The following is a 21,815-nucleotide window of genomic DNA, read 5'->3' on the forward strand; positions in this document are numbered from 1 at the left end:
AATACCTAGAATGCCCCAATTGCCGTATCCAGATTAAGCCGACTCCGGGGATTCCCTGGTCGGGCGCGACATGCCCGGGTTGTAAAACTGTCATGGCGCATTTTATCCGTGAGGTGCAGAGTAAAAACGGTAATAATCAGCCAAATCCACCGGTTGCTTCAGGCACCCAGCCTGTATACTGGGGTCCTTTTGGGTTACTTGCACATAAATTTTATCATGGGGCTGGGAATCAGGCACAGGGACAGCCACAAGCCCTGCAACCAGCCAACCCACAAGTTACTCAGCAGACAACAGGTGGGATTGGCGCCGGTATTATTGTATCTTCACAGGGACATATTTTAACTAATTACCATTTGATTGCCGGACAGACGGATATAACTGTAACCATATTTACGCCTCGAGGTAATAATGCTTGCCCAGCTGTTATAATTGCAACAGATCCCCAAAATGATTTAGCTATCCTGCAGATTAAGCCAACTGCGCCGATGGAGTTTCCGGTAGCGCCATTAGGGAACTCTGATAATATTTCGGTGGGAGATACGGTTTTAGCCTTTGGCAATCCTTTTGGATTATCACAGACCGTAACCGATGGTATCATCAGCGCCAAAAGGAAAAACATAAACATAGAAGGGCATCAGTTGAATAATATGCTCCAGACGGATGCCCCGATTAACCAGGGAAATTCCGGCGGGCCTTTGGTTAACCTGCAAGGAGAAGTTATCGGGCTTAATACCGCCATTTATTCGCCGATGCAAACCCATACAGGCTTGGGTTTTGCGATACCTATTAACCAAGCAAAGCAATCCTTTGCAAAATATATAGACCTGAAATCGCCGCAGGCGGTCCAGGCGCAGTTGGTTGCCATGCGCTGGATAACATGCCCGAGAGCATTCCCGGTTGCCCAGGCCGGGCCTCAGGCAGGGCCCCAAGCTGGCCCTCAAGCCGGACCAGTAGCAGCAAATACCCCTAATGAGGATTCTCCTGCCTGGATGGGTGTAGAATTCCAAATACTCAATGACGTCCTGGCAGAACAGTTCAAGGTGCCTTTTGACCGTGGAATACTCGTTAACAAAGTTTTTCCTAATTCACCTGCAGCTGAAGCCGGATTGCAGGTTGGTGATGTCATTTACCGTGCCGACGGGACAAGGATAGCGGATGAAACAGTTATCCGTACCTTTTTGGCTGATAAGAAACCGGGCGATAGCGTAACCTTTGCCATCTTCCGTGAAGGCAATAAATTAACTATCAAGGTGAAACTTGCCGGTGGCTCGAACGGGCAACCAATGGGATTAATACCGCTGCCTCCGGATGGGTTATTGTTCGGTTCGGAAATAGAGGCCGGGACAGCCGATATCGTAACCCTGGGGTTAACCGTGGATAATATTACCCCGGAGGTTGCTTTTGCATTTGGATTGCCTGAAAACATGAAAGGAGTAGTGATTGCAGATGTCGAAGGAATAGCCTTATTGAAAGGGGTAGAAGAAGGTGATGTAATAAAAGGTGTTAATGGGGAACCTACACCTGACCTGCTTTCCTTTTTTAAGTGCTTAAAGAAAAGTGATTTGACTAAAGGAGTGACCATGAACCTATCACGCAATGGCAAACCGGTTGATATATTTCTAAAGGAAAATCCGGAAATTCTGACACCGGGAATATGAGTTACCCGGTAGTTGCTATTCCGAACCGATGCCCAGTGTTTACGTTATTATTTAACGAGTTTCTAACAAGCAAGAATTTAAATGACAACTTTAAGTAATGTAAACGGGAATGAAAAATGCGCCGGTTGTGCCCGGTCTGTCATGATGATTTCCGCCTTAGCTAATGTGGTCATGGCATTCGTAAAAGGATTTGTGGGGTTTATGACCGGTAGTAAAGTGCTATTAGCCGATGCCTTGCATTCAGGCGCTGATATTATTTGCGGCTTTTTTAGCATATTAAGTTCATGGACGAGCGGCAAGCAAAGCGACCAAAAACATCCTTATGGTTACGGCAAGATAGAATTTTTTGTCGGCATTGTCGTTGGCTTAGTTCTTATTTTTGCCGCGGCTAATATATTTATCCCATCATTTAAAGCCTTCTTTTTAACGCCACCTGTAACGGTTCATGCGCCGCCCTTCATCGCACTCTGGGTGGCACTTCTTTCAATTTATGCCAATATCGTAGTATCGCAGTTGACGCTTTGTGCGGCCAAGCGCGTAAACAGTCCCGCTCTGGATGCGATTTCCGCGGACAACCGCTCGGATGCGTATTCTTCCGTCCCCGTTGCTCTGGCAATTATGGGTGCGCAATTAGGGTTTCCACAGCTTGATTCGATTGGCGCAATTTTTGTCAGTATCATCATCCTCAAAATCGCCGTAACACTGGTTATAAAGAATTACCGGGGCTTAATGGATGCAGCGGCACAGCCTCAAGAGGTCCAAAATATCTCCAAGATTGTAAAGAGCCTGCCTGAAGTAAAAGATATCGGATACCTAAAAACCCGCCTTACCGGCAGGAATATCTGGGTCGATCTCCAAGTGTTGGTGGATGGCAAAAAGACAGTTTCTGAAGCGGATTTGATATGCACGAGAATCCGTTCGGCTTTAATACAGAAAATAAATACTATCGGCAACGTCCAGGTGACATTAAAGCCGGTTTGATGAGAGGCTATATATGAAAACAAATTCAGTAGTATGGGTCATGGTTTCGATTATCGCGGTCGGATTGATTTTACTGTGGCTCGTTTTATTCCGAAGCCTCTGGACAGATGAGCCGGCTAAAATAGGCAGCGTTAATTTATGGAATAATAGCAGTTGGTCAGGGCAGCCCGTGATTAACCCTACTCCTTTAAAACCAGATGCAGTGACCGGCCCGACCCCGCGGATTATTGCCTGGCAGACGGGAAATGTTATTAACAGTATCAGGCCGGCGGTAGTCGGTATAGCCGTGGGGAATACCGGACAGCCGCCCCCCTGGCAGCAAGGCTGGAAGGTGTTTACGCCTACCGGTAAGTGGAGTGTCGGCAGCGGCGCAATCGTCAGTCCCCAGGGATATATTATTACCAATTATCACGTTATTGCTTCGGGCGGACAGATTGCGGTTTCCGTATTCTCAAATGATACTTACCAGGAATATCCGGCACAGCTTATTGACGGCAATGCCAATAACGATTTAGCGCTTCTTAAGATTAGTTCCGCCCAGCCATTACCGTCTGTTCCGATAGGCAATTCGGATAAAGTGCAGACCGGCGACCAGGTCATTGCCATCGGTAATCCCTTTGGATTAAGCCAGACCGTGACCAAGGGTATCATCAGCGCCAAGCGGAAAAAACTAATGATTGGCAACCTTAATATGTATAACCTGCTTCAAACCGATGTCCCGATTAATCCGGGCAATAGCGGAGGTGTATTATGCAATTTAAAAGGCGAGGTCATCGGTGTTAATGTAGCGATTTATTCTCCGGTAGAATCGGTTTATACCGGTGTGAGTTTTGCCATACCCATTAATAAGGCAAAGATGCTTTATGGCAAGTATATGGATTTGACCACTCAACCGGTGAAATATCAGCTTCTGAGCGGCAAGTCGCCGGGATACGGGCAGCCTGCCGCCGTAGGTGTAAACAATCCTGTTCCGTTTAATGCGGCTAATCCGGAACGCATTCCGGCTAATCAGCAGCGGATTATGCCCTCACCGGGAGAAGGCATTGAAGAGCTTGCCTGGCTGGGTATTGACCTGGTGCCGGCAGCTGATGTTGGTTTGGGGGTAGAGGTAGATGAAATAGAAGGAATTTCACCTATGGAGGCAGGGCTGCAAGCCGGCGACATTATTCAAGGAATTAATGGGTCACCTATAGTTGATCTCTACGCCGTTAAGGAGATAATCAAAGAGATTCCTCTCAAAAAAGGACAGTCGGTTGTCATGCAAGTCTTTCGCCCGCGGACGACCCAGAATATATTTATCAATTTCCGCTTGCAGGACTGGGATATTAAGGGAAGATGAATCCCGATTATGATGAAGGAAGATATCAGTGCACAAGCAGACCAACTGTTTAAGCAGGGTTTATTCCATTATACCCAGAGTAAAACCTCGGAGGGGATAAAAATCGTTACCGACCTGTGGCAGAAGGCAATAGAACTCTACCGGCAGATTGGCGATCAGATTAAAGTAAAAGAGGTAGAATCATATTTTAATCGCCTTTCCCGAAACATCCTAAAGAAAGCATCCCCCGAATCATTTACTAAAAGGGCAAAAGAGAAGTCCAAGAAGTTATTTAACGATTGGTGGGTTTTCCTGAAAATAGGCTGTTTCGGGGTAGGCGGTCCCATGGCGGTTCTGGGATTATTACAGGAGGAATTGGTTAATCGTAAAAAGGTTCTGGATAATAAAGACTTCCTGGAAGGGACGGTCTTGGGTGATATCATTCCCGGTCCGGTAACTATGGACCTGGTTACATATACGGGCTTTAAACTGCGCAAGTGGACCGGAGCCATATTGGCAACCGTGGTTTTTATCCTGCCTTCTTTTTTTATAATGCTTATCTTAGCAAAATACTACGACATATATAATTCAATCCCCATGGTAAACAATATATTCAAGTGTTTAGGGGCAGCGGTAGTTGCAATCATAATTTCCGTCGGAATAAACCTGGGCAAAAGTGAGATTAAGGATTATTGGGGAACGGGTATTTTACTCTGGTCTTTTATCTCATTTGTATTCTTTAGGGTGGATATGATTATAGTAATATTTTTAGCCGGGTTAGTGGGTATCCTTGTTGAGTTTATCCCCCCCCCCCCCGCATTATCGACTGTTTCAGAAGGCATTATGGGGGAAGTAAAGGCATAGAATAATTATGTATACGTTACTTTTGCTTGGTTGGGTATTTCTGAAGGTTGGATTCTTCTGCTGGGGCGGAGGCATTGTAATCATCCCCTTGGCAGAAGAAGAAGTCGTTTTCAAATATGGCTGGTTGACTCCGACTGAATTCGTTGATGCAGTGACATTAGGCCAGGTATCGCCTGGGCCGGTGGTTATTTCCACCACTTTTATCGGCTATAAAGTTGCCGGTTTATTAGGCGCGATTGTTGCTACAGTAAGTGTAATATTGCCGGGTTTTATTCTGATGTGTTTGGCTACCCAGGCAGTAACCGCGTTCAGGAATAACCGTTACATGAGCGCCTTTTTCCATGGTGCCCGGGCAGCCGTTATCGCCATGATTTTCCAAGCAGCCTTAAGTATTGGTAACACTGCTCTGGTTGATGTCAAAGCGGTTTTTATCGCTGTAATCAGCTTGGTGTTGCTGACACGATATAAATTAAGCCCCATCTGGCTGATATTTGTGGTGCTAGGTATAGGAATTATAACTTAATTAAAAGAGCTTATGAGTAATATATGTCTCGAAGTTAAAACCTGTTCAACAAGGTTAATGATTTTTTCGGTAATAGCCAGCCTTGTTTTGAGTGTCATTAAAGGCGGAATTGGCATTCTCGGCAAAAGCGAGGCGCTGGTGGCAGACGGGTTATATTCATTTTACCAGGGTTTTATTTGTGCCCGGTCTCTTATAACCAAAAGAGATATAGAGCCGGATAAAGATAGTAACCGGTTCCCATTGCTGACTACCGGCCAGATATGGTTTGTAAGTAGCGTGGTAGGTTTGATTCTTATATTAGGCGTATTTGACGTATTTGTTTTTTCTATAATAAGATTAATTAAAGCCGCAAGCGGTTGGATAGTTGACCCAAGCCCGTATGCGTTTTATGTGGCGTCTTTTTCTAGTACTGTTAATTATATCTTTTCATGTTACAGCAATTGTGCGGTTCAGCAAACCGCGGTGAAAAATATAGCGGAGTTAAACCATAGCTTTCGGTTATCAGTCCTTATTTCTATGATTGCGCTGGTCGGTATCGGGTTAAGCCGCTGGGCATGGCTTGGCGGGGATGCCTTTGCCGCCATGGTCATTGTCGTATTGATTGTTAAACCGGTTTTTGGATTATTCCAGAAATACCAAGGCGATAGATTAAATACGACTTCTATGGGTACTAATATTACTTAGTGATGAGTTTATAATAAGGAGGGCTCTATATGTCATTAGTCAAGTGTGTACAATGCGGCCACGATATTTCGGACCGCGCTTTAACCTGCCCAAGATGCGGTGACCCAAGGCGCTTAGCCGGCAATCCTGAACCGCGTTTTGGCGGTAATATGGTTAAAGAACCGGTTATTACCTGCCCAAACGGTGCGGAGGATACTAAGCTTCATGAGGTATCATTAAAACATCAGGGGGCAGTAACGGAAACGCCTAATATTGCCAGGAGGATTCTCGCTGAAGAAACTGAGTATGTGGAGCACGAGGCAAAAACGGCGAAAATCTGGTGTTTGCTGGGGATTATTGGCGGTCTGGGTATCATTGGCGGTGCTATCTGGATAATGATTTATACCCGAAATGCTGTTATTGACCTGAGCTTTCTTACTAAGCTCTTGGGCAGGAATATAGATATAAAATATCTGGGTGAAATATTGTCAATTGGGTTATGGGGTGTGGCATTAGCAACCATAGTGCATGGTATCTGGTGGCTACGGCGGATGAATCGCCTTCAGCCGGTTATTGCGAGTCTCAGGAATATTCGGGATAAGATGCAGAAATAAAACCATATATGTAGCATACTAATTGCTAAAAGTGGTTGTTCTTTGACAAATAATTATTTTTTTTGTGACAGGGGGGAGCGTATATTGCCTAGGGAGAGTATAACTGTTGTAGAGGAGCGGGATAACTGTTGCGAGGGACGGAGATAACTGTTATAGGCTGGAAGTAAGTATATTGCCGGTATAGAGTATAACTGTTGTGGGCAGGGATGATGACTGTTGCAGGGATAGCTGGGAACTGTTGCAAGGCATGGTGGTAACTGTTATAAGCTGGGGGTAAGTATATTGCCGGTATAGACTATAGCCGTTGCAGGGTAGATGCGGTTATGTTGCAGGCGGGGTGTACGCCAGGAGGGGGTGGGGGGAGGTACCCCCTATCACCTTGAAACCGATTTATATTGATTTTTAGCGGGAATAATCGTGACTTTTTCATACGAAACTCAATATATTAAGAATTAATTCTGCATATATTCGAGATAGGCTAAAAACGTCACGATAAAACCGAACTATTATAGATGAATTTTAGAACAGCAAACATGGGTATATATGAAACAAGATAAAGGTATAATTGTTGCTTCTATATTATTAATACAGGAGGGAGCAAAGTAGCTAATCCCCTAATAATAGGAGTTGCAATATGAAATTTCAACTAATTATTATCCTGGTAATGGCGTTGATTGTAGTCCTTTTTACCTTCCAAAACCCGCATCCGGTTCCCATGCACTTTGTCGGCTGGGGAACCAGGGATTTCCCGGTAATAGGCGTAGTCTTGATTTCGGTCATTGCCGGAGTGATACTGTCTGTTTTATGGGGATTAATCAGCAATAGCAAGTTAAAAGAAGAGATTTTTAATTTAAAGAGGAAGTTACATAAGGTTCAAGCCCCACCGGTTAATCCGGAGGAAGAGGAACCGCCTGATTTCATGAAATAAACTATTAATAAATTACGAGCTTTTATAAGAAAGGAGCATCGAGGATTATGAAAGATAAAAACCCAGGATTGGCGGGAGTATTTTCGTTCTTTATTCCCGGTTTAGGACAGATTTATAACGGCGAATTCGGCAAGGCCATCGGTTTTATTATAGCTTCAATCATCGGTGGATTGCTGACGCCTATTTTTATCGGCTTCCTGATCATTCTGCCGGCTTGGGCGTGGGGCGTGGTAGACGCTTATTACTCAGCCGAGAAGATTAATGAAGGCGAAATTGTTGCGGATTAGGATATATTGATGCCTTTCTGCACTTCCGGCAGGCGGATTTACTATTCCCGTTATTACGCCCGTTACACTAAGGAGTGGTTGGTGCAGGAATGCTTCCGGTTAAATAATGACGTTTTACGATTTCTATGAATATTACAGCTATAGAAGAAAAACCAGTGATGTTTCTGGGTAATGTAAGTGTCGGTAAAACCACTCTTTTTAACCTGCTGTGCAAAAAAACAGCCTGTGTAAGTAATTATCCCGGAACACTGGTGGAAATCGGGCGCGGGTATTTTTCAGAAAACGGGAAAAACATAATGTTAATTGACACGCCGGGGATTAACAATATCAATCCTGAGTCTGAAGAGGAGATTATATCGCGCAACCTTTTGCTTTTGGAACAACCCCAATCTATAGCCCTGATAGGCGACGGTAAGAATTTACGCCGCACTTTGCTGTTGGCTTTGCAATTAAGCGAATACCGGCTACCCATTTTGCTTAACCTGAATATGATGGATGAAATAGCCCAGCGGGGGATACAAATCAATAAGGAGCTATTATCTTCAATGTTAGGGGTCGATGTTACCTCGACTACCGCGACCAAAGAAGACGGCGTTTTTGCGTTCCGCAGAAAATTGCTCAACGCCAGGGTGCCGCATTTGTTGGTTAAGTATAATAGCGAGATAGAATCAGCGCTGGAGCGGATTTCCGGGGTTTTAGCTGATTCGTTCCATTCCATTCCGGCAGATGTGAAAAAATCATTGAGAGCAATCGGCACATTATTGCTCAGCGGTGATAACGGCATATTAAATTATATCCGTGAGAAATGGGGGCATGAAGTATCGGAACAGGTTAGCTTAATTATTAAAAATACCCAAAAAGTGTTTACCAGGCCGTTAAACCTGATTATATCCGAAACGCGATTGCGGATGGTTGACGAAATAGCCCAAAAAACCCAGGTGGTTTCTACGCCCCGTAAAACATTCTGGTCGGAACGTATCGGGGAATGGACGCGGCAGGTGCATACCGGCATCCCTATTGCAGTGGGAATGTTGTTTCTCATGTATCTTTTCGTGGGGTGTTTTGGCGCACAATTACTTGTCGGATTGGTTGAAGGGGAATTATTCGGACATATTATCATTCCTTTCCTGCAAAAGATAGTTTACGGATTACCGTTATTTGTACAGGATGCTTTTATCGGAAAATTCGGGTTAATTAGTATGGGATTAACGGCTCTTATAGGGATTGTCGTTCCTGTTTTGGCGACGTTTTTCTTTGCCTTCGGGATACTGGAAGACCTCGGTTATATCCCGCGCCTTTCCATATTGCTCGACAGGATTCTTAAGAAAATCGGCCTGCACGGAAAAGGCATTATTCCTTTTATTCTGGGTATTAACTGCGTTACCACAGGGATTCTTACTACGCGCATCCTGGAAACTAAAAAGGAAAAATTTATTGCGACTCTTTTGATAGTGGGGTTGCCCTGTGCGCCTCTTTTTGCCGTAATGCTGGCTATATTCGCGTCGGTTTCATTCTGGGTGCCGTTCGTTGTTTTCTGGATTATTATTGGATTGAAAATTATAACCGGTATTATTGCTGATAAGGTTATTAAGGGAGAGCAATCTGATTTTATCATGGAAATTCCGCCGATTAGATTGCCTGATTTCAAGAAAGTATTAATTAAAAGCTTCAGCAGAACCAAGGATTTTGTCATTGAAGCTTTTCCTTATTTCATCATGGCTGTTTTTATTGCATTCCTTCTGGATTCGATTGGGCTACTTGCATTAATTGAGCACCTTGGTGCGCCGGTAGTCAGGGACATTCTGGGTTTGCCGGCACAGGCAACCGAGATGTTTATTATGTCGGTAATGAGGCGTGAGGCTGGCGCGGCAATGCTGAAGCATCTTTTTGACAGCGGGGGAGTCGGGACGATCCAGCTAATCGTCTGTATATTAGTAATGACTTTTTTAATCCCATGCCTTAACACCTTGCTGGTAATTGCCAAGCAATATGGGGTTAAAACGTGCTTGATTATCCTGGGCATTATGGTCCCTTATGCCATTTTGGTGGGAGCAGCCGTGAACTGGGGATCCCGGCTTATGGGAATACATTAACCCGTTAGAAAGGAGAATGTTATGACGACGCGTGATGCGGATGAGGCCTTGGAAAGAATATGGACTTATGGTGAAGAATGCGAGCACCGTTTAAGCGTGATAAAGAAAAAGGCACACGCGACCATTACCCCCTCAGTCTTAAATCAGCTGGAAGAGGAGAACTTGATTGCCTACAGCGGTGATGATGTCTTGTTGACCCGCGATGGCAAGCGCTATGCCGCAGGAATTATCAGGCGCCACCGTTTAGCGGAAAGGATGCTTGTGGATATATTAAATATGGATATTGACGTAATTGAACCGCGGGCTTGCGAATTTGAGCATGTGATTATTGATGAAGTGGTTGATAGCATTTGCACCTTGTTAGGTCACCCGAAGGAGTGCCCCCATGGATTACCTATACCCGAAGGAAAATGCTGCCATGAAACCAGAAATACGGTGAAAAACAGCATTATGCCGTTAGACAAACTGGATATCGGAGAGAAGGCTAAAATCGCCTATATTTCCACCAACAGAAATCACGGCAGGCTGTCTAAATTAATATCTTTTGGTGTTACGCCTGGAAGGAGAGTGCAGGTTAACCAGAAATTCCCGAGCTTTGTAATAAAATGCGACCAAAGCGAGCTCTCGATGGAAAAGGAGTTTGCAAAAGAAATATTCGTATGGAGGGAGAATTATGAATGAGATTAAAAACATCCCGTTGAAAGATCATGTTATGGATGCCAAAGGGAAAATCATTTACGCCTTGATATTATTCGGCATAGTAATTTGGGGCGTGGCTGTTTTACTGGGTTGTGAACCTGAACAAAAACTGGCGGTTAATGCAGGTTATTTCCCTGACATTGTCCATGCCCAAGCTCTAATTGGCAGGGCAAACGGGTCTTTTTCAGGTGCCTTGTCTTCACAGTGCATTATTGATTGGAAGGTGTTCAATGCCGGCCCTTCAGCCATAGAAGCGCTTTTTGCCGGTGAGATAGATATTGCTTATATCGGGCCTAACCCGGCAATTAACGGGTTTATCAAATCCAAAGGCAGGTCGTTAAAAATTATCGCCGGTGCATCCAGCGGTGGCGCTGGACTTGTTGTGCGTAAAGATTCCGGTATCACTAAGATAGAAGATTTTCATAATAAGAAAATAGCGACACCCCAATTAGGCAATACCCAGGATGTGGCATGCAGGTATTGGTTCCAGAAGCAAGGTTTATTGTCGAAGGAAAAGGGCGGTGACCTCCAGGTTATCCCGATAGCCAATCCGGACCAGTTAAGCTTGATGGTGAAGAAGGAAATCGATGCTGCCTGGACGAAAGAGCCATGGGTTGCCAGGTTGATAAAGGAGGCAAATGGGCGGTTATACATGGATGAAAGGGATATCTGGGAAAACGGCGAATTTGTTACCGCCCATGTCATTGTCAGCACTAAATTCCTGGAAGCACACCGGGATTTAGTCAAAGAGTGGGTTAGGGTGCATGTCGACTTAACAGATTGGATTAATAAAAACAATCAAGAAGCCAAGAAAATTATTAATGCCGAAATTAAAAAGCTTACCGGTCATCCATTAGCCGAAGGTGTTTTGGATGACGCCTTTACCCGCGTTAAGATAACACACGACCCGATTAGTAAATCCTTGCTAAAATCCGCCGCCTGGGCATATGAAATCGGTTTCCTTGGTAAAGAACAGCCGGCGCTCGATGGTATTTACGATTTGTCCATACTTGATGAAGTCCTTAAAGAAAGGCAGAATTAGAAATGAGTTTGATACGTTTGGAAAACGTGACCAAGGGGTATCAATCCGAGAGTAACGGCTTGATTATTGCCTTGAAAGATATCAACCTGGAGATTGAAGCAGGTGAATTCATCTGTGTAGTTGGCCCCTCCGGTTGTGGAAAATCGACCATCCTTAATATGATTGCAGGGTTTGATTATCCGACCGAAGGCAGGATTTGTTTCAATGATGACCTTATCACCGGGCCGGGCCCGGAACGGATTATGGTTTTCCAGGAACATGCTTTGATGCCCTGGCTTAATATCAGGCGTAATATTGAATTCGGTTTGACCATGAACGGTAAAACCCAGGATGAGCGCAATAAAATTGTTGATGATTTGCTGAAGATTACCCACTTAGAAAGGTTTGCCAATTCATGGGTGCATGAATTATCAGGCGGGATGAAGCAAAAAACCGCTTTAGCGCGCGCCCTGGCGCCGAACCCGAAAATATTGCTGATGGATGAGCCGTTTGCAGCTCTGGATGCGCAAACCCGGCGCATGATGCAGGATGAATTATTGAATATGTGGTCACTGGCTAATAAAACCATTCTTTTCATTACGCATAATGTGAATGAAGCCGTGACGCTGGCAGACCGGGTGGTCGTTTTGACCAAGCGTCCCGGAAGGATAAAGAAAATTATTCCGGTTCGCCTTATGCGTCCCCGTGACCGGACGGGTTTTGATTTTAATACAATCCGACAGGAAGTTTACGGAGAATTGGAAGTGGAAGTGACACAGGCATATGCAAATGCTTTGTCGTAAATAAATAACTTTATGAAAAAGAATAACCATAAGTCGTTGTTCCTGAAAATAGGATTTCTGGCTCTGGTCATGGTAATATGGGAAGCATTGTCCCTGATGCATATTTGGGATGATTTTATTTTCCCATCGCCTGTTAACGTTATCAAAGACCTTGTTGCCGGAATAGGAGAAGGGACTTATATTACGGCTATTTTAATAAGTATGAAACGTATTGCCATCGGGTTTGGTTTGGCTATGGCGGGTGGTGTTGGTTTGGGCTTATTATTAGGAAGGTCTAAATTAGCTGAAGATACTATCGGAACTCTTGTTCTGGGTTTGCAAACATTGCCGAGTATTTGTTGGTTGCCGCTGGCTTTGCTTTGGTTTGGTTTGAATGAAAAGGCGATAATTTTTATCATTATTATCGGTTCGATGCTTTCCATAAGCATTGCGACCATGTCCGGGATTAAAAATATACATCCTCTGTATCTCAGGGCGGCCCAAACATTCGGTGCTAAAGGATATAAATTGTATTCTAAAGTTATCATTCCTGCGTCAATTCCATCCATTATTACCGGATTGAAGCAGGGATGGTCATTTGCCTGGCGTTCATTAATGGCTGGGGAATTGCTTTATATCAGCCTGGGGCTGGGACATATCCTGATGATGGGCAGGGAATTAAATGATATCAACCAGGTCGTCTCGGCAATGCTTATCATTATGTTGATTGCCATGGTGATTGACCGGTTAATCTTTAGCCGTCTTGAAACCATGGTTTATAAAAGATGGGGTTTAGCAAATTAGCCGGGAAACTTGCGTGTTGATTAACTTATTTTGAACGTAAGGAGATAAATAAGAATGCAAAAGCAAACAATAGAAACGCTGGATAAAATTAACCCGATCTGGCTGTTAAGGCAGATAAGCGTGGACAATTTGGTTAGAGGGATTAATTGGATTGGGAGAATTCTTATCCCGATTAAGAAGTGTGCCGTTTCGGTATCAGGTAATATCAAGGAAAGTATTGCGGAAGCAGCAGAAGAAATGGAGAACCCGAAATCAAAGGGTAAAAAGATTACGATATCTAATAAAACGGATAGTGAAAAAAATGCAGAGTAAGGAAAAATGTAGCGTGTGTTCCAATAAATACTTGTGGGTAGGGCTCGGCAATAGTATTGTCCTGGTGGTTTTGAAAGGCACTGTTGGTTTATTAAGCAATAGCCGTGCATTGATTATGAGTGCCTTTTATTCTATCCATGATGTTATCGCTGCCATTACCATTATTACCGGGTTAAAGATAGCCAATGCACCTAAAGATGAAGAGCATCCTTATGGCCATGGTAAGGTGGAAGATATTATCTCGGTATTTACCAGTCTTCTGATCATGGGCGGTGTTATTTTCCTTTTGATTGATATCATCAGGATTGTTTATGCCGGAGAACATTCTACTCCTCATTGGGCGGTTTTCGGCACGGCGCTTATTGCCGTTTTTGCCAATGAAATTATCCACCGGTATAATATCTGTGCTTTTAAACGGTTGAACAGCCCTGCGGTTTTAACCGGCGCCAAGCACCACCGGGCGGATGCTATCTCGTCCCTCGCCGTTGTTATTGCGGTTTTGGGCGGTAAATTGGGATTCCATTTCTTGGATTCTGTTGTAGCTATATTCGAAGCAGGGCACCTAATAATCTTGAGCGGTGAAATACTTTACCATTCAAGCGCAGAGTTAATGGATCGTTCTCTGGACCAAAAGATAATTTCTGTCATACGACGGGTTGTTTCCGGTATTGTCGGCGAGGATACAATTAAAAATATAAAGACCAGGCAAATTGGGCGGCTTTGGTGGATTGATTTATCCCTTGCTTTGCCTGATAATATTACCATTACCGAGGCAGATAATATTAAGCATGAAATCGAATATACTCTCAAAAGGGATGTTAAGCATTTAGAACACGTTAATGTAATATATGAGTAAATCAAATATAAAAGAACGTTGCATCAGATGCGAACAGAAAGTGCCCTGGGTAATTCTTTCTATTAACCTTGGCGTATTCCTGATAGAAGGGGTTTTTGCCCTTATCAGCAATTGCCGTTCGCTCACGGCTGATGCCATTGAGTCTTTTGCGACTTTGATTATTGCCTTAATCGTTCTGTATAGCCTTAAAATTTCAAAGAAAGAAAATGATGAGAAACATCCTTACGGGTATGGTAAAATAGAATTTCTCGCTTCAGGTGTAATATATTCATTGCTATTAATGGGGATATCGGTGTTTATTTATGCCTCAATCAAGGAAATGATAACACCCGGCTTTATGGAGCCGCCTTGTCTTATTGCGGTTTTCCCTGTCTTGATTGCTATTGCGGGTAATTATATTGTATTCAAATATTGCCGTTGCGCAGGGGAGAAACTTCATAGTCCGGTTATTTTAGCTAATTCCATGATTAATAAAACGGATATAATGACTTCTTGCCTGGTTCTCGTGGCGGTTATCGGGTCTAACCTCGGATGGGTTAGCCTGGACCATATTATTGCCGTTATCATCAGCCTTCTGATTGTCAAGACGGCCGTTGAGGGGATGATTAAATCCGCAAGAGGGCTAATAGATTATTCTCCCAAAGAAGCCATTTTACAAATAAGGGATATAATCAATCGGGTTCCGGGAGTAAAGGAAATTAAGGATATAAAAACGAGATTAGTCGGCAGAAAGATTTGGGTTGATTTGGATCTGGGTGTCCCCGGAAATTGTATCTTGGGCGAGGGGTTGAAGATTAGCGAAAAACTGAAATATATGTTAAAAGAGAAGATGAGTAACATTGTAGATGTTACGATACGTCTGTCTCCGGTAACGGAGGAATAACCAATGTATTGGAATGATGAGCTTAAAAACGAGGGTAAAATGTCGTCTGCGGTACTTAGTAATGCAGGAGGTGCCCTGTCGGATGAGGATTGCTTTGCCGAAAAGTCGAAAGGTTGGATTTATGTGCTGGCATTTGTCATTATCGGAGTTCTGCTTTTCGGGATAATTAACCTTTTTAATAATCCTACTTGTCCGATAGCGCAACTTAATACCATGGCACAGCCGGTCGCGTTGAATCCCTGCCCATATTGTACCGGGGGACTGCTTGATAGTCAAGGGCGGTGTAATATCCCGGACTGCAAGATTTTTAGCCCTAATTGGGGACAGGCATCAAACACTATTACTTCAGCTCCGGTTCCCAAGGTAGTGCCTAAACCGGTTTTGATTAAACAGGTGGCAATGGAAGTGGCCCCATCCGCTGTCGGTCAAGGGGTGGTGGTTCATTCGGTCTATGGCGGGAGCTGGGCTCAAAAGGCGGGGCTTGAGCCGTATGACCTTATTATTAATTTTAACGGGCAGAAAGTAAAAGACATCGAACAGTTTCAGGCTTTGGTCGCCAAGGCAAAAGCTGAATCAGCGGTTAAAATTGCGTTCGTGCGTGATAATAAAAAATATGAATCAAATATTACCATTGGAGAAGGAGAAATGGAAGGAGCAATCAAACCGGTTGTTCCCCTTAAAGTGCAATAAATAATGTTAGGAAGTAAAATTATGCAAAACACCCAATTAAAAACACAAGCAAAACCGGAAAAAGATACGTCCCCTAAAGTTATAGAATTACTGAAGCGTATAAAATCATTCCAGGGCGAAGAGCTTGCCGATATTCAGGTTTCCGGTAAAGTTTCTAAGTTGGAACAGACCGATTCCGGGCATAGATATTTTATGCTTGGTGAGGGAAAAGAGCAAATTAAGTGTGTCCTTTTTGCGGATAAGGCGCGGAATCTTAATCTAAAGATGAAAAACGGATGGCAGATGTCCGTTTCCGGCAGTGTGGTGATAGATAAAAAAGCCAACAGCGGCCAAATCATTGCGGATAACGTCGAGATTATCGGGATGAGCGGTATGCAAATGGCGATAACGCAGCTTAAAGACCGTCTCCATGAAGAAAAACCATTGGAATCATCGCATGAAACGCCCATAACGCCGGTGCCCAAAGCGCAGGCAAGCGGCGGCGTTCCGCTTCCGGTTAGCGCGCCTGGGATTAATAAAAACAGGACTCAGGAAGAAGAGGATGATGCCGTCCGTGATGAGAAACTAGGGGTTGCCCGTTTGTCCATCATATCCAATACCGTTCTTATTATCGGAAAATTAGCCGTAGGTCTTTTCACCGGTTCGGTTAGTGTTGTGTCCGAAGGCATCCATTCCGGCATGGATTTATTGGCTGCGATTATCGCCTATTTCTCGGTTCGCGCCGCCGCCGTGCCACCGGATAAGGAGCACAAATTCGGGCATGGCAAGATAGAAAATATCTCCGGTTATATTGAAGCCACTTTGATATTCTTTGCCAGTGCTTTGATTATCCATGAGGCTATTGATAAATTAATCAATGGGACACCTGTCGAATTCCTTGGTTTGGGTATTTTTATTATGGGAGTATCCATCGTATTAAACTGGATTGTCTCTAAGAAACTTATGGCTGTTGCAAAGAAATATCATTCCGCAGCATTGGAGGCCGATGCTATGCATCTTACCACGGATATATATACTTCATTAGGTGTATTGGTCGGATTGGTGTTAGTGCAATTAACCGGCGTAGAGATTATTGACCCGATCGTCGCCATACTGGTCGCTTTGTTAATCGTCCATGCGGCTTATGAACTGACCAAGCGGTCTTTGCGCGATTTGTGCGATGCCAGGCTGACCGACCAGGAAGAAGCTGTAATCAGGGGTGTTTTAGATGAACATCGCGAGCAATATGTAGATTATCACCAATTGCGCACCAGAAGAGCCGGAAATACCTGCTTTATTGATTTACATGTGGTTGTGAAAAAGGAAAGTTATATTGATGAAGGGCATAAACTAAGCAAGCACTTGGAACGTGATTTGGCAGAGGCATTCCCCAGCACCGAAATATTAATTCAGGTGGAGCCCTGTGATGAAAAGTGCACGCTCTGCCCGAAGAAAAAAGATTGCCAACCCGGCTAAAAATCGGCAGGGAATTTTCGGAAAATACCGGTGTGATTAAATACTTGATTACACGGAAGGAATATGTATAATCTCTCGTGAGCATTATTGGTGTATGCTTATGAGAAAGGCTATGTTATGAAAATAGCGGTTCCTTCTGATGATACCCAGAATATTTCTGCTCACTTTGGCCGGTGTACTTATTTTATAATCTATACGGTTAGGGATAAAAAAGTTATAGAACGAGAGGTGAGGAACAATAACTATTGCCCCCATCGCATGGGTGTTTGCCCTAAAATGGTGAAAAGCAAGAAGGATAAATTCGTGGAGAAAGTAAGGGCATCGGCTGTTGGCGGAATTCGGGATTGCAACCTGTTAATCGGCCGATTTATAAATCCAACATTGAAAAGCACGCTCAAGAAGTATAATATTGATTATCGGGTCGTTGATGAAAAGGAAGGCGATAAAACCGTAGAAAAATATTTATCCGGGGCTTTAACCGATAGGTCAGCTGATTTTTCGTGTGAGCATCCGCAATGCCAGTGTAATTGCCTGGGAGAATTCATTGCTGATAATTAATCCTGCTGATAATCATGTCTAAGATTTTTGGCAAATGGAAAGACTTTTTCAAAGATTACATTTCCACCGACAAAAAGGGAGGTGGCTCCTCTTTGATTAGCCATGTAATAAAAAGCCTGAGGCAAAAAAAGAGGCATAATAAGGATACGCAAAGCTTGGCGTTAGGCGTCCTTATCGCTTCCGGCGCGGCGACGGCACGTGCTCTTTATGCTAAGCCAAGTGTTAAATCTACATTTGAGTCCACCGTGGATAAATTATTTACCGGCAGGTGGGAAGAATATAAATCTTTGGGGACGGTTAAACGCTATGCCGATTTGATTGCTGAACTGTTAAAATCCAACAATGTTGTTCCTGAAAGGTTGGCTGTGGATGGCTTGCCCGGAAGCGGCAAAAGCACATTGGCGCGTGCGCTTGCCGAAAGACTCGATTTCCAATGGAAATCCTTGGATGGCATGAACCTGAATAAACCCATCGATTTCAGCGAAAGCAAAGCGGTTTATGAGCACCACCGGTTGTTAAGAACCCATGAACCGGATAATTTCGACGCCATTATATATATTGACGAGCCGGTCGAAATGGCTAAAGCCAGGGTGGTAAAAAGAAAAAGAATGGCGATTGTCGTGGATATCTGGGATTTTGATAAATTAAAACAGATAGGCGATAAAGCCTTTGCGATTTGCAATGGGGCGGTTCATGCCATCCCAAATAGTAATATCAAGATCAAAATAAAACCCCGCGGCGGTTTTGGAGCATATGAGAATATCGCCTCCGAATTATTTATCTTGGGAATTAATTCGGAAGGTTTATCTAAGGAGCAATTATTGTTTTTATCCATAGATGGCAAGGCAAGGCAGGGGCTTAATGCTTATATTAACACCAGCGCATATAATCAAGAGTTGCTTGCTGGGTTGACGGCAGGGCTTCGTGAATTATTCCAACCGGGAAAAGATGATTAGCCGCTTGCGTTTTTGCTAATTCTGTTTTAAGAATTTAGCGAATCCTTCGGTTTGGAGAAAAGTTAATTTCTCTCCGTCGCTGGTTATGATAAAAACCTCCGCGTCTGGGATTGATTTTGCCAATTTCAATCCTTCTTCAGGCCCCAAAACGCATATCATGGTTGCCAGGGCGTCGGCGGCGGTTCCATCCGATGCGATAACCGTTACGCTCGCCAACTTTTCCTCTACCGGCCATCCGTTTCGTGGATCGATGATATGGGAATATTTCTTTCCCTGGACCGTGTAGAATCTCATATAATGCCCCGAAGTTGCGACAGCTTTATCAGTGATTCCTATATACTTCAGGTTTTCTTCAGGTTTTAAAGGGTTTCTTATGCCTATCAGCCAATCAGCACCTTTTTCCGGGTTATTACCGAGCGCATATAAATCGCCTCCGGCGACAATTAGTCCGTTGGAAACACCTTCGGATTTCAATACCTTGATAGCTTCTCCCACGATGTACCCTTTGGCAATTCCTCCGATATCAATGCTCATTCCCTGTTTGGAAAACCCAACCTCAAGGGATTTGGGGTCGAGAATAATATTACCATAGCCGGTAAGATTTATCGTTGCTTTTAGTTCGTCTGATGATGGCAGGGCGTTTTTGTTTTCCGCTTCGCGCCACAGTCTTAAAATCGGTTCAACCGTAATATCAAAAGCGCCGCGCGAAATATTCCCGAATCCAACAGATTTATTTATTATATCGAAAGTTATCGGATTAACTTTGGATTTTTGGGGGGAGGATTGGTTCAAACGTGCAATATCGCTGTTGTTATTGTGTTTGTTTAAAAGCACTTCTAATTCTGATATTTTTTGGAAAGCCGCGTTCGTTACCTTAGCAGCTTTATTTTCATCCTCGGCAAACACCGTAATAGAAATTTGTGTGCTTAATAAAAGCCTGTCTTTTTGATATTTAATCTTTTCAGCTTTTGAGCACCCGAAAGCAACTATTAAAAACAGACAGAAAAAAACAGAGTGTTTAGACAGCATATATAGTTATTATCGCGTTGGTATTTGTTTGTTTTATAGCATAATTAAATTGATGCGTCAAGACCTTTAATGTTTTTCAGGAGTTTTGATCTAGACTAAATGATAATGAAAATCTAAGATAATGAGGCTAAGTATATTCCGATGAACAAAACATTGACAGATAAGCCATGAAATGATAAATCAGATAGGCGTATTTAAGGCGGTGTAGCCAAGTGGTAAGGCGGAGGTCTGCAAAACCTCTATTCACCGGTTCGAATCCGGTCGCCGCCTTACTTTTTAAATTCTAAACAGAAACAGTTAATTAGTTTTAATCTATGCTTTAATCGCTTCTGCTAACCGGTCGATATCGAATTTGGTATTGACCTCAGTCGCGCAGAAAAGAATCGAACCTTTAAGTTCCGGATAGAACCTGCCTAAATCTAGCCCTCCGATAATGCCTTGTTTTATAAGCTTCTTATTAAGTTCGGCCGGTTTTATCGGGCATTTCATGGCGAACTCGTTAAAGAAAGGGCCTTCAAAGACCGGTTTATATCCTTTTTCCGTGCCTATTTTTTCCGCGGCGTAATGGGCTTTATGGGCACAGAGAGTGGCTACGTCCTTGATTCCTTTTTTGCCGACGCTGGCCAGATATATTCCGGCGCGCAACGCCAGGAGCGCTTCGTTGGAGCAGATATTGGAAGTGGCTTTTTCCCTTCTTATGTGCTGCTCGCGGGTGGAAAGGGTCAGGACGAATCCGCGTTTGCCGTCGTGGTCTTTGGTTTCCCCGACCAGTCTGCCGGGCATCTTGCGGACGTATTTCATCTTGGCGGCGAAGATTCCCAAAAACGGCCCGCCGAAATACATTTCGTTTCCCAAAGACTGGCCTTCTCCGACGACGATATCCGCATCGTATTCGCCGGGGGCTTTGAGGATTCCCAAAGAAATCGGTTTGACAATGGCGACAAGGAGTGCGTTGTTTTTATGGGCGAGTGCGGAAATTTCCTCGCATTCTTCGATGATGCCGAAGAAGTTCGGGCTCTGGATTGCCACGCAGGAAGTATCCGGGGTAATTGCTTCTTCCAGGGCGGCTAAATCCGTCTGGCCGTTTTTGCCGTAGCCGACCTCGACGATTTGCGAATCAATATCCTTGAGATAGGTTTTAAGGACTTCACGGTATTCAGGGTGAACGGTATTTGAGATAACCACCTTCTTTTTATTGGTGGAGGATAAAGACATCAGAATCGCTTCCGCCAGTCCGGTTGAGGCGTCGTAGACGGAAGCGTTTGCCACTTCCATTCCGGTCAGCTCGCAAATCATGGTCTGGTATTCGAAGAAGGCGGTTAGGTTTCCCTGGCTGGCTTCCGGCTGGTAAGGCGTATAAGAGGTGTAGAATTCGCTCCGGCCGGCCAGATGGTTGACAACCGCCGGGATAAAATGATTATAACAGCCCGCGCCGAGGAAGGAGATATATTTATCCGCCCCAATGTTTTTATCCGCGAGGGTTTTCATATGGCGGGTGAGTTCAAGCTCGGACATTGCCGGAGGGAGATTGAGGAGTTTTTTCAGGCGCAAATCCGCCGGGATGGATTGGAACAAATCGCCGATTGATTTAACACCGATAGCCTGGAGCATTTCGTTGATTTCGTCCTGTGAATGCGGGATGTATGGCATAAGTTGCTCTTTCAATTAATTATTATTATGTTATGCTATTAAAATAATACGAAAACGAGGCGGGGTCAAGGAAATAATATTATAAGCTGATTAAGCCTAAATGATGCCATCCAAATCGCTTTTAATTTTTAGGCCGGGGAATATAAGCTTTCCGGGTACGGGGAATAAGCCTTTTGTGACCGGGATTACAA

Annotated in this window: 23 protein-coding genes and 1 tRNA gene; 22 read left to right on the forward strand and 2 right to left on the reverse strand. The window is 44.0% G+C overall.

All coding sequences use genetic code 11. The annotated features are described in order from the left end of the window. From HY811_07495 to HY811_07595, 21 genes are all read left to right on the forward strand, one after another. On the forward strand, nucleotides 1-1,658 hold a 1,658-nt coding region (locus HY811_07495), incomplete at its 5' end, for a trypsin-like peptidase domain-containing protein (protein MBI4834643.1). 81 nt (nucleotides 1,659-1,739) lie between these two features. Then, nucleotides 1,740-2,639 (forward strand): cation transporter, encoded by a 900-nt coding sequence (locus HY811_07500; GenBank protein MBI4834644.1) that lies wholly within the window; start codon nucleotides 1,740-1,742, stop codon nucleotides 2,637-2,639. 13 nt (nucleotides 2,640-2,652) lie between these two features. Next, nucleotides 2,653-3,978: a trypsin-like peptidase domain-containing protein gene (locus HY811_07505; protein ID MBI4834645.1), complete on the forward strand. Its 1,326-nt coding sequence runs from the start codon at nucleotides 2,653-2,655 to the stop codon at nucleotides 3,976-3,978. Between the two features lie 9 nt (nucleotides 3,979-3,987). Continuing rightward, nucleotides 3,988-4,821 (forward strand): chromate transporter, encoded by an 834-nt coding sequence (locus HY811_07510; protein ID MBI4834646.1) that lies wholly within the window; start codon nucleotides 3,988-3,990, stop codon nucleotides 4,819-4,821. A gap of 7 nt (nucleotides 4,822-4,828) precedes the next feature. Then, complete coding sequence (locus tag HY811_07515; protein ID MBI4834647.1) at nucleotides 4,829-5,344, forward strand: chromate transporter; 516 nt, start codon at nucleotides 4,829-4,831, stop codon at nucleotides 5,342-5,344. A 12-nt stretch (nucleotides 5,345-5,356) separates the two neighbouring features. Beyond that, on the forward strand, nucleotides 5,357-6,028 hold the full coding sequence (locus tag HY811_07520) for a cation transporter (protein MBI4834648.1): 672 nt from the start codon (nucleotides 5,357-5,359) through the stop codon (nucleotides 6,026-6,028). A gap of 29 nt (nucleotides 6,029-6,057) precedes the next feature. Beyond that, a complete protein-coding gene (locus HY811_07525) occupies nucleotides 6,058-6,621 on the forward strand; it encodes a zinc ribbon domain-containing protein (protein MBI4834649.1) in 564 nt (187 codons plus the stop codon). A gap of 634 nt (nucleotides 6,622-7,255) precedes the next feature. Beyond that, a complete protein-coding gene (locus HY811_07530) occupies nucleotides 7,256-7,549 on the forward strand; it encodes a LapA family protein (GenBank protein MBI4834650.1) in 294 nt (97 codons plus the stop codon). Between the two features lie 47 nt (nucleotides 7,550-7,596). Continuing rightward, a complete protein-coding gene (locus HY811_07535) occupies nucleotides 7,597-7,836 on the forward strand; it encodes a hypothetical protein (protein MBI4834651.1) in 240 nt (79 codons plus the stop codon). Nucleotides 7,837-7,961: 125 nt separating this feature from the next. Continuing rightward, on the forward strand, nucleotides 7,962-9,929 hold the full coding sequence (gene feoB / locus HY811_07540) for a ferrous iron transport protein B (GenBank protein ID MBI4834652.1): 1,968 nt from the start codon (nucleotides 7,962-7,964) through the stop codon (nucleotides 9,927-9,929). A gap of 21 nt (nucleotides 9,930-9,950) precedes the next feature. After that, nucleotides 9,951-10,610: a metal-dependent transcriptional regulator gene (locus HY811_07545; GenBank protein ID MBI4834653.1), complete on the forward strand. Its 660-nt coding sequence runs from the start codon at nucleotides 9,951-9,953 to the stop codon at nucleotides 10,608-10,610. Between the two features lie 31 nt (nucleotides 10,611-10,641). After that, nucleotides 10,642-11,670, forward strand: a complete 1,029-nt coding sequence (locus HY811_07550; protein ID MBI4834654.1) for an ABC transporter substrate-binding protein — start codon at nucleotides 10,642-10,644, stop codon at nucleotides 11,668-11,670. 2 nt (nucleotides 11,671-11,672) lie between these two features. Beyond that, a complete protein-coding gene (locus tag HY811_07555) occupies nucleotides 11,673-12,452 on the forward strand; it encodes an ABC transporter ATP-binding protein (protein ID MBI4834655.1) in 780 nt (259 codons plus the stop codon). Nucleotides 12,453-12,464: 12 nt separating this feature from the next. Further along, nucleotides 12,465-13,235: an ABC transporter permease gene (locus HY811_07560; protein MBI4834656.1), complete on the forward strand. Its 771-nt coding sequence runs from the start codon at nucleotides 12,465-12,467 to the stop codon at nucleotides 13,233-13,235. Between the two features lie 54 nt (nucleotides 13,236-13,289). Next, the gene (locus HY811_07565; protein ID MBI4834657.1) at nucleotides 13,290-13,547 is read left to right on the forward strand and encodes a hypothetical protein; all 258 of its coding nucleotides are present in this window, start codon (nucleotides 13,290-13,292) and stop codon (nucleotides 13,545-13,547) included. Nucleotides 13,548-13,560: 13 nt separating this feature from the next. Then, nucleotides 13,561-14,403: a cation transporter gene (locus HY811_07570; protein ID MBI4834658.1), complete on the forward strand. Its 843-nt coding sequence runs from the start codon at nucleotides 13,561-13,563 to the stop codon at nucleotides 14,401-14,403. Continuing rightward, a complete protein-coding gene (locus tag HY811_07575; GenBank protein MBI4834659.1) occupies nucleotides 14,396-15,286 on the forward strand; it encodes a cation transporter in 891 nt (296 codons plus the stop codon). The genes HY811_07570 and HY811_07575 overlap by 8 nt, the downstream gene beginning before the upstream one ends. A gap of 3 nt (nucleotides 15,287-15,289) precedes the next feature. Further along, nucleotides 15,290-15,976, forward strand: a complete 687-nt coding sequence (locus tag HY811_07580; GenBank protein ID MBI4834660.1) for a PDZ domain-containing protein — start codon at nucleotides 15,290-15,292, stop codon at nucleotides 15,974-15,976. Between the two features lie 21 nt (nucleotides 15,977-15,997). Then, complete coding sequence (locus HY811_07585) at nucleotides 15,998-17,431, forward strand: exodeoxyribonuclease VII large subunit (GenBank protein ID MBI4834661.1); 1,434 nt, start codon at nucleotides 15,998-16,000, stop codon at nucleotides 17,429-17,431. Between the two features lie 117 nt (nucleotides 17,432-17,548). Then, nucleotides 17,549-17,989, forward strand: coding sequence for a hypothetical protein (locus HY811_07590; protein ID MBI4834662.1), 441 nt, complete (start codon nucleotides 17,549-17,551; stop codon nucleotides 17,987-17,989). Nucleotides 17,990-18,003: 14 nt separating this feature from the next. After that, nucleotides 18,004-18,945 carry an AAA family ATPase gene (locus HY811_07595; protein MBI4834663.1) on the forward strand — a complete coding sequence of 314 codons (942 nt, stop codon included), beginning with the start codon at nucleotides 18,004-18,006 and terminating at the stop codon, nucleotides 18,943-18,945. A gap of 15 nt (nucleotides 18,946-18,960) precedes the next feature. On the opposite strand, the gene HY811_07600 is transcribed toward HY811_07595, so the two are convergent. Next, complete coding sequence (locus HY811_07600; protein ID MBI4834664.1) at nucleotides 18,961-19,974, reverse strand: FAD:protein FMN transferase; 1,014 nt, start codon at nucleotides 19,972-19,974, stop codon at nucleotides 18,961-18,963. A 198-nt stretch (nucleotides 19,975-20,172) separates the two neighbouring features. Between HY811_07600 and HY811_07605 the strand changes: the two genes are divergently transcribed. Further along, a tRNA-Cys gene (locus tag HY811_07605) sits at nucleotides 20,173-20,244 on the forward strand. Between the two features lie 42 nt (nucleotides 20,245-20,286). On the opposite strand, the gene gcvPA is transcribed toward HY811_07605, so the two are convergent. Then, nucleotides 20,287-21,624 carry an aminomethyl-transferring glycine dehydrogenase subunit GcvPA gene (gene gcvPA / locus HY811_07610; protein ID MBI4834665.1) on the reverse strand — a complete coding sequence of 446 codons (1,338 nt, stop codon included), beginning with the start codon at nucleotides 21,622-21,624 and terminating at the stop codon, nucleotides 20,287-20,289. Between the last annotated feature and the right edge of the window lie 191 nt (nucleotides 21,625-21,815).

The organism is Planctomycetota bacterium, assembly GCA_016207825.1.
In the GTDB taxonomy this organism is placed as follows: domain Bacteria; phylum Planctomycetota; class MHYJ01; order JACQXL01; family JACQZI01; genus JACQZI01.

Bases quoted from the DNA above. Each gene is read 5' to 3' on its own strand.
- HY811_07565 (MBI4834657.1), top strand. From the start codon at position 13,290: ATGCAAAAGCAAACAATAGAAACGCTGGATAAAATTAACCCGATCTGG.
- HY811_07595 (MBI4834663.1), top strand. From the start codon at position 18,004: ATGTCTAAGATTTTTGGCAAATGGAAAGACTTTTTCAAAGATTACATT.
- gcvPA (MBI4834665.1), bottom strand. From the start codon at position 21,624: ATGCCATACATCCCGCATTCACAGGACGAAATCAACGAAATGCTCCAG.
- HY811_07575 (MBI4834659.1), top strand. From the start codon at position 14,396: ATGAGTAAATCAAATATAAAAGAACGTTGCATCAGATGCGAACAGAAA.
- HY811_07550 (MBI4834654.1), top strand. From the start codon at position 10,642: ATGGATGCCAAAGGGAAAATCATTTACGCCTTGATATTATTCGGCATA.
- HY811_07530 (MBI4834650.1), top strand. From the start codon at position 7,256: ATGAAATTTCAACTAATTATTATCCTGGTAATGGCGTTGATTGTAGTC.
- HY811_07520 (MBI4834648.1), top strand. From the start codon at position 5,357: ATGAGTAATATATGTCTCGAAGTTAAAACCTGTTCAACAAGGTTAATG.
- HY811_07510 (MBI4834646.1), top strand. From the start codon at position 3,988: ATGATGAAGGAAGATATCAGTGCACAAGCAGACCAACTGTTTAAGCAG.
- HY811_07590 (MBI4834662.1), top strand. From the start codon at position 17,549: ATGAAAATAGCGGTTCCTTCTGATGATACCCAGAATATTTCTGCTCAC.
- HY811_07585 (MBI4834661.1), top strand. From the start codon at position 15,998: ATGCAAAACACCCAATTAAAAACACAAGCAAAACCGGAAAAAGATACG.
- HY811_07560 (MBI4834656.1), top strand. From the start codon at position 12,465: ATGAAAAAGAATAACCATAAGTCGTTGTTCCTGAAAATAGGATTTCTG.
- HY811_07505 (MBI4834645.1), top strand. From the start codon at position 2,653: ATGAAAACAAATTCAGTAGTATGGGTCATGGTTTCGATTATCGCGGTC.
- HY811_07600 (MBI4834664.1), bottom strand. From the start codon at position 19,974: ATGCTGTCTAAACACTCTGTTTTTTTCTGTCTGTTTTTAATAGTTGCT.
- HY811_07555 (MBI4834655.1), top strand. From the start codon at position 11,673: ATGAGTTTGATACGTTTGGAAAACGTGACCAAGGGGTATCAATCCGAG.
- HY811_07535 (MBI4834651.1), top strand. From the start codon at position 7,597: ATGAAAGATAAAAACCCAGGATTGGCGGGAGTATTTTCGTTCTTTATT.
- HY811_07580 (MBI4834660.1), top strand. From the start codon at position 15,290: ATGTATTGGAATGATGAGCTTAAAAACGAGGGTAAAATGTCGTCTGCG.
- HY811_07525 (MBI4834649.1), top strand. From the start codon at position 6,058: ATGTCATTAGTCAAGTGTGTACAATGCGGCCACGATATTTCGGACCGC.
- HY811_07500 (MBI4834644.1), top strand. From the start codon at position 1,740: ATGACAACTTTAAGTAATGTAAACGGGAATGAAAAATGCGCCGGTTGT.
- HY811_07515 (MBI4834647.1), top strand. From the start codon at position 4,829: ATGTATACGTTACTTTTGCTTGGTTGGGTATTTCTGAAGGTTGGATTC.
- feoB (MBI4834652.1), top strand. From the start codon at position 7,962: ATGAATATTACAGCTATAGAAGAAAAACCAGTGATGTTTCTGGGTAAT.
- HY811_07545 (MBI4834653.1), top strand. From the start codon at position 9,951: ATGACGACGCGTGATGCGGATGAGGCCTTGGAAAGAATATGGACTTAT.